We start from the raw sequence: 12,959 nt of genomic DNA, 5'->3' as shown, positions 1-12,959 counted from the left end.
AAAACCCGCTACCCGGAGGACTGTCGAACAAAAGTTAGAAATAGCTGAAATTTCTTTCTCTTTGGCAGCGAACATCAAAGTTTCACCTTTTTCGGATGGCAAAAGACCAACCTTAACGATTATTCTCACAACGCAGCCGGAGGCCACAAGCCATTCTTCTGTAGTTTTACTACTCGTCTATACATTCGAAAGGCTGAAATGCCGGAAGATTTGTAGTAAAACTACACGCCGCCGGAACAACCTATCGGCAATCCAAGAATTTTAAATCGTCTGCCCACAAGGCCAGTCGCAAACTCAGGCAACCGATTCTGGAAGCCTTTCCGCCCTGGAGCAAGCCATGCAAGACCTCGATCCCGTCGAAACCCAGGAATGGCTGGACGCCCTGGAATCGGTTCTCGACAAAGAAGGCGAAGACCGTGCTCACTATCTGATGACCCGTATGGGCGAACTCGCGACCCGCAGCGGCTCGCAACTCCCTTACGCCATCACCACGCCTTACCGCAACACCATCCCGGTAACCCACGAAGCACGCATGCCTGGCGACCTGTTCATGGAACGCCGCATTCGCTCGCTGGTGCGCTGGAACGCGATGGCCATGGTAATGCGTACGAACCTGAAAGATTCTGACCTGGGTGGTCACATCTCCAGCTTCGCTTCCAGTGCGACCCTGTATGACATCGGCTTCAACTACTTCTTCCAGGCCCCGACCGACGAACACGGCGGCGACCTGATCTACTTCCAGGGCCACACCTCGCCAGGCGTTTACGCCCGTGCATTCATGGAAGGCCGCATCACCGAAGACCAGATGAACAACTTCCGCCAGGAAGTCGACGGTCAGGGCCTGTCGTCCTACCCGCACCCTTGGCTGATGCCTGACTTCTGGCAGTTCCCGACCGTATCCATGGGTCTGGGTCCGATCCAGGCGATCTACCAGGCACGCTTCATGAAGTACCTGGAACACCGCGGTTTCATCCAGCCAGGCAAACAGAAAGTCTGGTGCTTCCTGGGCGACGGCGAGTGCGACGAGCCGGAATCCCTGGGCGCGATCTCCCTGGCCGGCCGCGAGAAGCTCGACAACCTGATCTTCGTCATCAACTGCAACCTGCAGCGCCTCGACGGCCCGGTTCGCGGCAACGGCAAGATCATCCAGGAACTCGAAGGCGTGTTCCGTGGTGCTCAGTGGAACGTGACCAAAGTCATCTGGGGCCGTTTCTGGGACCCACTGCTGGCCAAAGACGTCGACGGCATCCTGCAACGTCGCATGGACGAAGTCATCGACGGCGAGTACCAGAACTACAAAGCCAAAGACGGCGCGTTCGTTCGCGAGCACTTCTTCAACACGCCAGAACTCAAGGCGATGGTTGCTGATCTGTCCGACGACGAGATCTGGAAACTCAACCGTGGCGGCCACGACCCGTACAAGGTCTATGCGGCGTACCACGAAGCGGTCAACCATAAAGAACAACCAACCGTCATCCTCGCCAAGACCATCAAAGGTTATGGCACTGGTGCCGGCGAAGCGAAAAACACTGCGCACAACACCAAGAAAGTCGACGTCGACAGCCTGAAGTTGTTCCGCGACCGCTTCGACATCCCGGTCAAGGACGAAGAGCTGGAGAACCTGCCGTTCTTCAAGCCAGAGCCAAACAGCGCCGAAGCCCGCTACCTCAGCGAGCGTCGCACTGCACTGGGCGGTTTCGTACCTCAGCGCCGCGCACAAAGCTTCAGCGTGCCAACCCCGGACCTGGACACCCTCAAGGCCATCCTTGACGGCTCCGGTGACCGTGAAATTTCCACCACCATGGCCTTCGTGCGGATCCTCGCGCAACTGGTCAAGGACAAGGAAATCGGCCCGCGCATCGTTCCGATCATCCCGGACGAAGCCCGTACCTTCGGTATGGAAGGCATGTTCCGTCAGCTCGGCATCTACTCGTCCGTCGGCCAGCTCTACGAGCCAGTCGATAAAGACCAGGTGATGTTCTACAAGGAAGACCAGAAAGGTCAGATCCTTGAAGAAGGCATCAACGAAGCAGGCGCCATGAGCTCCTTCATCGCTGCCGGTACTTCGTACTCCAGCCACAACCAGCCGATGCTGCCGTTCTACATCTTCTACTCGATGTTCGGCTTCCAGCGGATTGGCGACCTGGCCTGGGCTGCCGGCGACAGCCGTACCCGTGGCTTCCTGATCGGCGGCACCGCCGGCCGTACCACCCTGAACGGTGAAGGCCTGCAACACGAAGACGGTCACAGCCACCTGCTGGCCGCGACTATCCCGAACTGCCGCACCTACGATCCAACCTACGGCTACGAGCTGGCGGTGATCATTCAGGACGGCATGAAGAAGATGACCGAAGAGCAACAGGACATCTTCTACTACATCACCGTGATGAACGAGTCGTACCAGCAGCCAGCCATGCCGGCCGGTGCCGAAGAAGGCATCAAGAAAGGCATGTACCTGCTCGAAGAAGACACCCGCGATGCGGCGCATCACGTACAGCTGATGGGCTCCGGCACCATCCTGCGTGAAGTCCGTGAAGCGGCGAAGATCCTGCGTGAAGAGTTCAACGTTGGCGCTGACGTCTGGAGCGTTACCAGCTTCAACGAACTGCGTCGCGACGGCCTCGCTGTAGAGCGCAGCAACCGTCTGAAGCCGGGCCAGAAGCCGAAGCTGAGCTACGTCGAAGAGTGCCTGAACGGCCGTAAAGGTCCGGTCATCGCCTCTACCGACTACATGAAACTGTTCGCCGAGCAGATCCGTCAGTGGGTACCGTCCAAGGAATTCAAAGTCCTCGGCACCGACGGTTTCGGCCGCAGCGACAGCCGCAAGAAACTGCGTCATTTCTTCGAAGTTGACCGTCATTTCGTGGTGTTGGCAGCCCTGGAAGCACTGGCTGACCGTGGTGATATCGAACCTAAGGTTGTGGCTGAAGCCATCACCAAGTTCGGCATCGACCCGGAAAAACGCAACCCACTAGACTGCTGAGGAGACATTTTGTGAGCGAACTCATTCGCGTACCTGACATCGGCAGCGGTGAAGGTGAAGTAATTGAACTGTTTGTGAAGGTCGGCGACCGTATCGAAGCCGACCAGAGCATCCTGACCCTGGAATCGGACAAGGCCAGCATGGAAGTGCCGGCCCCGAAAGCCGGCGTCATCAAAAGCCTGAAAGTGAAGCTGGGCGACCGTCTGAAAGAAGGCGACGAACTGCTTGAGCTGGAAGTCGAGGGCGCCGCTGAAGCGGCCCCTGCTCCGGCTGCTGCACCGGCTAAAAAGGCTGAAGAAAAACCGGCCGCCGCTCCTGCTGCTGCCGCGCCAGCCGCTGCCCCTGCTGCCGCTTCGGTTCAGCAAGTGCACGTGCCGGACATCGGTTCGTCGGGCAAGGCACAGATCATCGAGATTCAGGTCAAGGTCGGCGACACCGTCGAAGCTGATCAATCGCTGATCACGCTGGAATCCGACAAGGCGAGCATGGAAATCCCGTCGCCTGCCGCTGGCGTGGTCAAGGCCATCAGCGTCAAGCTCAACGACGAAGTCGGCACTGGCGACCTGATTCTGGATCTGGAAGTGGCGGGTGCTGCGGCCCCTGCTGCGGCCGCTCCGGCTCAGGCTGCTGCACCGGCCGCTGCCGCTGCGCCTGCTCCGGCAGCCGCGCCAGCCGCTCCGGTTGCTGACAGCGTTCAGGACATCCACGTTCCGGACATCGGTTCGTCGGGCAAAGCCAAGATCATCGAAGTGTTGGTCAAGGCTGGCGACACCGTTGAAGCCGACCAGTCGCTGATCACCCTGGAATCCGACAAGGCGAGCATGGAAATTCCATCGCCTGCCGCTGGCGTGGTGGAAAGCGTTTCCATCAAGCTGGATGACGAAGTCGGTACCGGCGACCTGATTCTGAAGCTGAAAGTCAAAGGCGCGGCCCCTGCTGCTGCCCCGGCGCCAGCTGCCGCCGCTGCTCCAAGTGCGCCTGCCGCTGCTGCTCCGGCTGCCGCTGCGCCTGCACCTGCTGCCGCTCCAGCCGCCGCACCGGCCAAGCCGGGCGCGAAAGTTCACGCCGGCCCAGCCGTGCGTCAACTGGCCCGCGAGTTCGGCGTCGAGCTGAACGCTGTCGGCGCCAGTGGCCCGCACGGGCGTATCTTGAAAGAAGACGTGCAGGTTTACGTCAAAGCGATGATGCAGAAGGCCAAGGAAGCACCGGCCGCTGCTGCTGGCGCAACCGGTGGCGCGGGCATCCCGCCGATTCCGGTCGTCGACTTCAGCCGTTTCGGCGAAATCGAAGAAGTGCCAATGACTCGCCTGATGCAGATCGGCGCGTCGAGCCTGCACCGCAGCTGGCTGAACATCCCGCACGTGACTCAGTTCGATTCGGCTGATATCACCGAGCTGGAAGCGTTCCGCGTCGCGCAGAAAGCCGTTGCAGAGAAGGCCGGCGTCAAGCTGACCATCCTGCCACTGCTGCTCAAGTCGTGCGCGCACATGCTCAAGGAGCTGCCGGACTTCAACAGTTCGCTGGCACCAAGCGGCAAAGCGATCATCCGCAAGAAATACGTGAACATCGGCTTCGCCGTCGACACCCCGGATGGCCTGCTGGTACCGGTCATCAAGAACGTCGACCAGAAGAGCCTGTTGCAACTGGCAGCCGAAGCCGCTGCGCTGGCCGCCAAAGCCCGCGACAAGAAGCTCACCGCTGACGACATGCAAGGCGCCTGCTTCACCATTTCCAGTCTCGGCCACATTGGCGGCACCGGCTTCACGCCGATCGTCAACGCGCCGGAAGTGGCGATCCTCGGTGTTTCCAAGGCAACCATCCAGCCAGTCTGGGACGGCAAAGCCTTCCAGCCGAAACTGATGCTGCCGCTATCGCTGTCCTACGATCACCGTGTGATCAACGGCGCCGCTGCCGCACGCTTCACCCAGCGTCTGGGCAGCCTGCTGGCGGACATTCGCACGATCCTGCTGTAACTCGATCGGCCCTCCGGCGACAGAGGGCCGATTGCTGCACCCTTTCGAGCGCCACACGCTCGTACCTCAACCCCGTCAGTTTGGCGGGGCTTTTTTTTGCCTGAAGAAAACTCATCCTGGTCTTTTTCCCACACATTGCGCTGATATCGGCCACAGCCTCAATCGACTTGACGCCGATCTTTTTCATTCGATACGCAACTAATCTAGGCGCAGTAAATTCAACTAAACAAACTTCGAAAAACTCACATTTATTCAAATTCATTCGAATGGATTCGACATGTTAAAACCAACTATCGGCCCAATTGTCGGCCACATTACAACTAATCACGCACGCATATTCATGCGCGGCGACCTGCAGAACAATGCACGGGTATTTGCTGGAATTCGTTATCGCGCATCCGGCACAAACCAATGGTCGAAAGGTAACTTTTCCCGCCTGAGCGAATTACGCGACATGTCGCAAGTATTCGCCCTCAACAATTTGAGCAGCGATACCGAATATGAATATCAGACTGGCTGGTTCAGCCCGATGAATCCGGTGCACACGCCGGATAGCGTTGCCGAGTTGCCGCTGCAATGGCCGCGGGAAATCTATCGCCTGCGCACCCGCTCCAGCAAAGCCCTGCAACCCAGAGCCTATATTGTCGGTTCCTGCCGCTACCTGCGCATGACCGCCGGTATCGCATCTCTGCCGCAACTGGGCGACCGGATCTTTGCATCCATCAATCAGGTGATCGAAGGCATACAACCGCCGATCAGTGCGGTATTGATGACCGGCGATCAAATTTACGTGGACGATCTGAATGTGGTCGCACCGGACCGCGAATACAAAGACATCCTCAATAAATACCGCGCAGCGTTCTCCCAACCGAATATTCAACGTTTGATGTCCGGCACTTCGACTTACATGATTCTTGATGATCACGAAATCGAAGATAACTGGCCCGCCAATGCCAGCAAGGCCGACATTGACTTATATCGTAACGCCATGGCCGCTTATGAGTTGTATCAGGCCAGTCACAGTCCAGCACACCCATTGACAACTAACGGCGAAATAGATCACGCAACACTTGAGCATTACTGGTATCAGTTCAGCGATGGCGATATCGAATGGTTTGTCACCGACAGTCGCACCCGCCGCAACTTGTCAGGCGATGATCGACGCATCCTCGACGAGGCGCAGGAGCAGGCCCTGCTCAAATGGTTGAGCAACAGCACGGCGCGGGTCAAGTTCGTGGTCACCAGCGTGATGTTCTATCCGGATCGCAAGCTCCACGGCGATGACGCCTGGAAAGCCTTTCCCGAGCAGCGCCTGCGCTTGCTGGAAACCATCCGCACCCGGCGCATCAAGAATGTCGTGTTCATTTCGGGGGACGTGCATGGCTCGCTGACCGCTCGCTTGACCCACAGCGAAGACCCGGACTTCGAAGTCCACACCGTGGTGTCCTCACCGCTGTGCAACAGCAAACTGCTGCCGTATGCCAAAGCGTCCACGTTCATTCTCGATCAGCCGCTGGTGCGTACAGCGGCGGGCAATTATCGGCATGAGCTGACCAGCACAGTGGTGAGTGAGGACAATTTCGCTCATGTGGTGGTCGAGGCCGGGCAGATTCAGGTCAATTACCACGACCGCGATGGCAAACAGCTGCAGTCGATCGTCATAAAACTGCGCTAAGCCTTGAAGAACGCAGCCTTCGGCAGCGCCTGCAGAGGGCGCATTCCCCTGTAGACACTGGAGCAGGCTGCAATCTTTGGCTCTTTTCAACCACGGGCTGGAGAAATGTTCAGCGCAGCCGACATATTCTTATAGCACTTGGCCTTCATCTCTCTTGTCAGTCGGTGCCGCAATGATGCAACCTTGCCGCAGGCAACAGTAAAGAGGGCGAGAGCCCGGCGCGTTCAGCATATTTCCAAGCGAGTTCCCTTCATGAAGAGCCAACCCGATGCCGCCAGCCGTATGGCGGCCGAGGTAGTGACGCAGTTGCCTGTGCCCTCGCGGCTCGGCATGCTGCGTTTCGAGCGCTTGAATGAAGCCAGTTGGGCCATGCTGTTCCTCGATCCCAACTGTGAACGTCAGTTCGGCCAGCCGGCCGTCGAACTCTGCGCGCTGGTCGGCTCGCCCTACGCCAGCCTGATGGAACCGGAAGCGCGCTATCAACTGCACGACGCGATCCAGCAACAGCTGACCGCCAGCCCGCATTATCTGGTGCGTTACACCTTGCACACGGCGGCCGGTGCGCTGAGCATCCTGGAACTGGGTGAAGCCTACAAACAACACAACCGTCATCTGCTGCGCGGCTATCTGCTGGCGGTCGATCACGTCTTCGACGAAGCGCCGCCACTGCCCTCCGTTGACCTCGAAACCCAGAACTCCCGCCTGCAGATCGCCCTTGAACTCAATCAACGGGCCCAGCAAGAACAACTGCAGCACCTGGAGCGCGTACGCGCCCAGCAGGACCTGATTCTGCTGCTCGCGCGCCAGCGCTACAGCACGCACAACTCGCTGCAGGAAGCCGCCGAACTGATCACCCGCTGCGCCTGCGATATCTATGAAATCGACTGCGCCAGCCTGTGGAACCTCGAAGGCCAGCATCTGGTGCCGATCTCCGCGTACCACCGCGCGACCCAGGAGTACATCCTCCCGGACGTGATCGACATCAGCAGCTTCCCGGATTACATGGACGCCCTGCACGGCAGCCGCGCCATCGACGCACACAATGCAATGCGCGACCCACGCACCCGTGAGATGGCCGAAGCCCTGCGCCCGCGTGATGTCAACGCCATGCTCGATGCCAGCATTCGCGTCGATGGCCAAGTGGTCGGCGTGCTGTGCCTGGAGCAGACTGGCGTCACCCGCGCCTGGCAGTCCGACGAAATCGCCTTTGCCGGCGAGCTGGCCGACCAATTCGCGCAAGTCATCAACAACCACAACCGCCGCACCGCCACCAGCGCCCTGCACCTGTTCCAGCGTGCGGTCGAGCAAAGCGCCAACGCGTTTTTGCTGGTCAATTGCGACGGCGTGGTCGAGTACGTCAACCCGAGCTTCACCGCGATCACCCAGTACACCACCGAGGAAGTTCACGGCCAGCGTCTATCCGAGCTGCCAGCGCTGGAAAACCTCAGCGAGCTGTTGTTCGACGCGCCCTCGGCGCTGGCCAAGAGCAACAGCTGGCAGGGTGAATTCAAGAGCCGCCGGAAAAACCTCGAACCGTACTGGGGCCAGCTGTCGATCTCCAAAGTCTATGGCGACAACCGCGAACTGACGCATTACATCGGCATCTACGAAGACATCACCCAGACCAAGCTCGCGCAGCAGCGCATCGAACGTCTGGCCTACACCGACAACCTGACCAACCTCGGCAATCGCCCGGCGTTTATCCGCAATCTGGACGAACGCTTCGCCCGCGATAGCGATACCCCGATCAGCCTGCTGCTGGTCGACATCGACAACTTCAAGCGGATCAACGACAGCCTCGGTCACCAGACCGGCGACAAACTGCTGATCAGCCTGGCCCGACGTCTGCGCAACAGCCTCAGCCCGAGCGGCAGCCTCGCGCGATTCGCCAGTAACGAATTTGCCGTGCTGCTCGACGACACGGATCTGGCGACCGGTCAGCAGATCGCCAACCAATTGCTGGCGACGCTGGATAAACCGATGTTCGTCGATAACCAGTTGATCAGCGTTACCGGTTCGGTCGGCCTGGCGTGCGCGCCGCTGCATGGCCGCGACCCGCAAACGCTGATGCGTAACGCCGGGCTGGCGCTGCACAAGGCCAAGGCCAACGGCAAACATCAGGTGCAAGTTTTCACCGAAGCACTGAACGCTGAAGCTAGCTACAAACTGTTCGTCGAAAACAATCTGCGCCGCGCCCTGACCCAGAACGAGCTGGACGTGTTCTACCAGCCCAAGCTGTGCCTGCGCAGCGGACGCTTGCTGGGTATGGAAGCGCTGTTGCGCTGGAATCACCCGGAGCGCGGCATGATCCGCCCGGACCAGTTCATTAGCGTCGCCGAAGAAACCGGCCTGATCATTCCGATCGGCAAGTGGATCGCCCGTCAGGCCTGCCGTATGAGCAAAGCGCTGACCGCTGCCGGGATGGGCAACCTGCAAGTGGCGATCAACCTGTCGCCGAAACAGTTCTCCGACCCGGACCTGGTCGCCTCCATCGCCAACATCCTCAAGGAAGAAGCGCTGCCGGCCAATCTGCTTGAGCTGGAGCTGACCGAAGGCTTGCTGCTGGAAGCCACCGAAGACACGCACTTGCAGCTCGACCAGCTCAAGCGTCTCGGCCTGACCCTGGCCATGGACGACTTCGGCACCGGTTATTCGTCGCTGAGTTATTTGAAGAAATTCCCGATCGACATCATCAAGATCGATCGCAGCTTCATCCATGAAATCCCCGACAACCAGGACGACATGGAAATCACCTCGGCGGTGATTGCCATGGCGCACAACCTGAAGCTCAAGGTCGTGGCCGAAGGTATCGAGACTGCCGAGCAACTGGCGTTCCTCCGTCGGCATCGTTGCGATGTAGGCCAGGGCTACCTGTTCGACCGCCCAATCCCCGGCGCCGAACTGATCCAGGCCCTCAAGCGCTACCCGCGCGGCCCGCTCTGCCTGTAAATCCCATCTGTCGAAGATCCCCTGTGGGAGCGAGCCTGCTCGCGAAGGCGATAAAAGCGTCGACATCATCGTCGCCTGACACACCGCTTTCGCGAGCAGGTCGAATCGTCGCACCGTCGCCCCCACATTTGAAGAGTGCGAAATCGGGCATCATTGGGCACACTGGCGGTCTGACTTTTTACATCCAACCTGACTGAGAGGAACGATCATGGTTCTGCGCTCGGAAATTCTGGTGAACAAAAACGTGCTCCCGACTAAAGAACAAGCTCTGCCCGGCCGCGAAACCGCGATGACCCTGCCTGAAAAGCACTTCGTCTTCGAAGAAACCCCGCTGCTTGGCCCGTTTTTCCAGGACGTCGATTTTGCGATTTTCGGTCTGGGCTGCTTCTGGGGCGCCGAGCGCCGCTTCTGGCAGCGCGAAGGCGTGGTCAGCACGGTCGTCGGTTATGCCGGTGGTTTCACGCCGAATCCGACCTATGAAGAAGTCTGCTCGGGCCTGACCGGTCACGCGGAAGTGGTGCTGGTGGTGTATGACAAAGATAAAGTCAGCTACGAAGAGTTGTTGGCGATGTTCTGGGAACTGCACAACCCGACGCAGGGCATGCGCCAAGGTAACGACATCGGCACGCAGTACCGCTCGGTGATCTACGCGACCTCGCCTGAGCATCTGGATGCTGCACTGAAAAGCAAAGCGACCTATCAGGCTGAGCTGTCGAAGGCAGGTCTGGGCGAAATCAGCACCGAGATCGAACAGGCACCGACCGTGTACTTCGCCGAGGCGTATCACCAGCAGTACCTGGCGAAGAATCCTGAAGGCTATTGCGGGATTGGCGGCACCGGCGTGTGCATGCCACCTAGCCTGGCAGGCAACTAAGCTCGAGTTACAAGCTACAAGCTACAAGCGTCGCTCGCTTCACCTTGTAGCTTGTAGCTCGCAACTTCATTCCGCTATTAGCCAATCCATCTGCCAGCCGCCCTGGGTCTGCCCAAGCTTCTTCGACAACCACGGCAGCAGCTCGCGCAATTCTTCCTCAAGCCCCCACGGTGGATTGGCAATCGCCATACCCGAGCCGTTCAGGCTGTTCGGCGTATCCAGCGGATGCACCAGCAGTTCCACGCGCAACAACTTCGGCGCACCGGTGCCGGCCAGATCCTGATAGAAGCGGCGCAACGCACGCTGGTCCTTCACCGGATACCAGATCGCCGCCACGGTTTGACGCATCCGGCCAATCGCCTCTTTCAACGACGCCGCGCAACGCTGCATCTCGTCGAGCTGTTCGAACGGCGGATCAATCAACATCACCGCGCGCTTCTCCTGCACCGGCAACATCGCCCGCGCGACGTGCCAGCCCTCACCGAGATGAACTTTGACCCGACGATCACCGGCCATGTTGTCCTTGAGCAGCACGCCGTCTTCCGGGTGCTTCTCGTTGAGCATCACCCGATCCTGTGGGCGGGTCAGGCGCCGCGCCAGCTCCGGCGAACCCGGGTAGTAGCGCAACTGGCCATCCGGGTTCATCTCGTGCAGCACCTTCATGTAGTCGGCGGTCAGCGCCGGCAGATCCGGCTGCTCCCACAAACGCGCGATGCCTTCCAGGTATTCACCGGTACGGTTGGCCTGATCGCCCTGCAAGTCATACAGACCGATGCCGGCGTGTGTGTCGAGATAGGCAAACGGCTGCTCCTTGCGCGACATCAGGGCGATGAGGCGGGTCAAGGTCAGGTGTTTGAACACATCGGCGTGATTGCCGGCATGGAAGGCGTGACGATAATTCATGGCTGCTCCTGCGAAGGGCGCAAAGTTTACCTTTTACCGCGCGGCAAGTCAGGGGTTCGCAGCCGAGCGGACAAAAGCCTGCCCTCACCCTAACCCTCTCCCGGAGGGAGAGGGGACTGACGGTGGTGATTTTGCGAGTTACATCGACCTGAATGATCAGCGTGATCTCAGGCTTGGCCAAGCGAAGTTCACCACTGAAGTCGCAAGTCGGCGTACACCGCCCAGACAACTCGGTCAGTCCCCCCGAAAGAACACCACCCTCCAGGCTTGACCAAGCGAAGTTCACCGCGGAAGTCGCAAGTCGGCGTACATCACCCAGACAACTCGGTCAGTCCCTCGAAACAACACCCCATCCAGGCTTGGCCAAACGAAGTTCACCACTGAAGTCGCAAGTCGGCGTACATCACCCAGACAACTCGGTCAGTCCCCTCTCCCTCTGGGAGAGGGTTAGGGTGAGGGGCTTTGCTTTTATGGCGTTAAACTGGCTAACCATGAACGACAGGAAGTCAAAAACTCATGCGATATCTGATCATCTGCTTATTCAGCCTGCTTGGCCCATACCTCGCCTTTGCCGAAGAAACCCACATTGAACAGGCACGCCAGACACTAAAGAACTACGGCCTGAGCCACTGCATCCTAAAGCCATTCAACGAACGCTCCGCGCTGGAAAAAGACATTGCACTGTCCGCCAATGCCTATTCGTTCATGGGTAAAGGCATGCACACCATCCTGCAAAATGAAGACACGCTGCAAGTGCTGCACGATCCCTACAAAGAAACCCGAAACTACGTATTAACGGCTTACGAGCAGACACCTTCAACCAGCATATACTCGAATGAAAAAGTAGTGTTCCTTGCGTGCCTGAAGGTCTACAACTCCGAGGCGTTCAACCGCTTTATCAAAACGCAGGATGCGTACATTCCATCCATCAAAGTCAAAAGATCGCAGCCTTCGGCAGCCACAGAGTGAACACCAATCCCGTGTAGGAGCTGCTGCAGGCTGCGATCTTTTGATCTTTTTCAGGCGGTCATGCCGCGCAGGCGCCTGCCGATGACATCAAGCACATCACAGCCGTCGCGCAAAGGGATCACGCAGAGCTGGGCGAAGTCGCTGAGGATGACGGAGTCGCATTCGACCGAGCCGCGCATGCACATGTTTTCCAGCACCTGGATCACGGCGCGCAGGCGATGGTTGGCGGCGTCCATGAGGATGTCGAGGGGCACGTGGGTGTCGATGAACAGGGTCGGCATGTCGCTGCAATTGCCGGTCAGGGCCATGAAGCGGTTGTCGGGATGGGGGATGATTTTTTCGTAGGGTGGATCGGGTGTTAGCGTTTTCATTTTTGAACCTCTGGTAGTGAAATGAGCTTCCACCATCGCCCTCCTACGGGTTTGGGTGGCAGCCATGCGCGGGGTAGGAGTACCGAGACCAGAGAACTCGGCCACGCCGAAGCGTGCCCGCACATAACCGCCGCAAATGATCTTACGGACGCACGTAGACTGCCGCAAACCGGGCAACGATGCTTATGCACTCTTCTAGTCTCAAGGCTCCTACACCCTGTCGCCGCATCTGCGGTGACCTTTTAAGACTATCCCTGCAACC

8 protein-coding genes are annotated in these 12,959 nt (G+C 58.8%); 6 read left to right on the top strand and 2 right to left on the bottom strand.

The genetic code is table 11. The features are described from left to right. Positions 1–337 precede the first annotated feature (337 nt). The 5 genes from aceE (at position 338) to msrA (ending at position 10,454) form a co-directional block, all read left to right on the top strand. Complete coding sequence (aceE, locus tag ACZ0A4_RS26575) at positions 338–2,983, top strand: pyruvate dehydrogenase (acetyl-transferring), homodimeric type (RefSeq protein WP_008081364.1); 2,646 nt, start codon at positions 338–340, stop codon at positions 2,981–2,983. A gap of 11 nt (positions 2,984–2,994) precedes the next feature. Continuing rightward, positions 2,995–4,956, top strand: a complete 1,962-nt coding sequence (aceF, locus tag ACZ0A4_RS26570; RefSeq protein WP_463576908.1) for a dihydrolipoyllysine-residue acetyltransferase — start codon at positions 2,995–2,997, stop codon at positions 4,954–4,956. Positions 4,957–5,233: 277 nt separating this feature from the next. Beyond that, on the top strand, positions 5,234–6,631 hold the full coding sequence (locus ACZ0A4_RS26565; RefSeq protein WP_463576907.1) for an alkaline phosphatase D family protein: 1,398 nt from the start codon (positions 5,234–5,236) through the stop codon (positions 6,629–6,631). Between the two features lie 252 nt (positions 6,632–6,883). Then, on the top strand, positions 6,884–9,580 hold the full coding sequence (locus tag ACZ0A4_RS26560) for a putative bifunctional diguanylate cyclase/phosphodiesterase (protein WP_463576905.1): 2,697 nt from the start codon (positions 6,884–6,886) through the stop codon (positions 9,578–9,580). Positions 9,581–9,788: 208 nt separating this feature from the next. Beyond that, positions 9,789–10,454, top strand: a complete 666-nt coding sequence (msrA, locus tag ACZ0A4_RS26555) for a peptide-methionine (S)-S-oxide reductase MsrA (RefSeq protein WP_095187387.1) — start codon at positions 9,789–9,791, stop codon at positions 10,452–10,454. Positions 10,455–10,520: 66 nt separating this feature from the next. Here msrA and ACZ0A4_RS26550 read toward each other — a convergent pair whose 3' ends face one another. After that, positions 10,521–11,357: a 23S rRNA (adenine(2030)-N(6))-methyltransferase RlmJ gene (locus tag ACZ0A4_RS26550; protein ID WP_034151703.1), complete on the bottom strand. Its 837-nt coding sequence runs from the start codon at positions 11,355–11,357 to the stop codon at positions 10,521–10,523. Between the two features lie 516 nt (positions 11,358–11,873). Between ACZ0A4_RS26550 and ACZ0A4_RS26545 the strand changes: the two genes are divergently transcribed. Continuing rightward, positions 11,874–12,326 (top strand): hypothetical protein, encoded by a 453-nt coding sequence (locus tag ACZ0A4_RS26545; RefSeq protein WP_463576902.1) that lies wholly within the window; start codon positions 11,874–11,876, stop codon positions 12,324–12,326. Positions 12,327–12,376: 50 nt separating this feature from the next. Here ACZ0A4_RS26545 and ACZ0A4_RS26540 read toward each other — a convergent pair whose 3' ends face one another. Next, positions 12,377–12,697 (bottom strand): hypothetical protein, encoded by a 321-nt coding sequence (locus tag ACZ0A4_RS26540; RefSeq protein ID WP_463576901.1) that lies wholly within the window; start codon positions 12,695–12,697, stop codon positions 12,377–12,379. Between the last annotated feature and the right edge of the window lie 262 nt (positions 12,698–12,959).

Source organism: Pseudomonas sp. AC172, assembly GCF_979258595.1.
Note: the sequence above shows the minus strand (reverse complement) of the source record. Positions and strands in the feature narration are given on the sequence as shown.

Bases quoted from the DNA above. Each gene is read 5' to 3' on its own strand.
- aceE (WP_008081364.1), top strand. From the start codon at position 338: ATGCAAGACCTCGATCCCGTCGAAACCCAGGAATGGCTGGACGCCCTG.
- ACZ0A4_RS26565 (WP_463576907.1), top strand. From the start codon at position 5,234: ATGTTAAAACCAACTATCGGCCCAATTGTCGGCCACATTACAACTAAT.
- ACZ0A4_RS26560 (WP_463576905.1), top strand. From the start codon at position 6,884: ATGAAGAGCCAACCCGATGCCGCCAGCCGTATGGCGGCCGAGGTAGTG.
- msrA (WP_095187387.1), top strand. From the start codon at position 9,789: ATGGTTCTGCGCTCGGAAATTCTGGTGAACAAAAACGTGCTCCCGACT.
- ACZ0A4_RS26550 (WP_034151703.1), bottom strand. From the start codon at position 11,357: ATGAATTATCGTCACGCCTTCCATGCCGGCAATCACGCCGATGTGTTC.
- ACZ0A4_RS26545 (WP_463576902.1), top strand. From the start codon at position 11,874: ATGCGATATCTGATCATCTGCTTATTCAGCCTGCTTGGCCCATACCTC.
- ACZ0A4_RS26540 (WP_463576901.1), bottom strand. From the start codon at position 12,697: ATGAAAACGCTAACACCCGATCCACCCTACGAAAAAATCATCCCCCAT.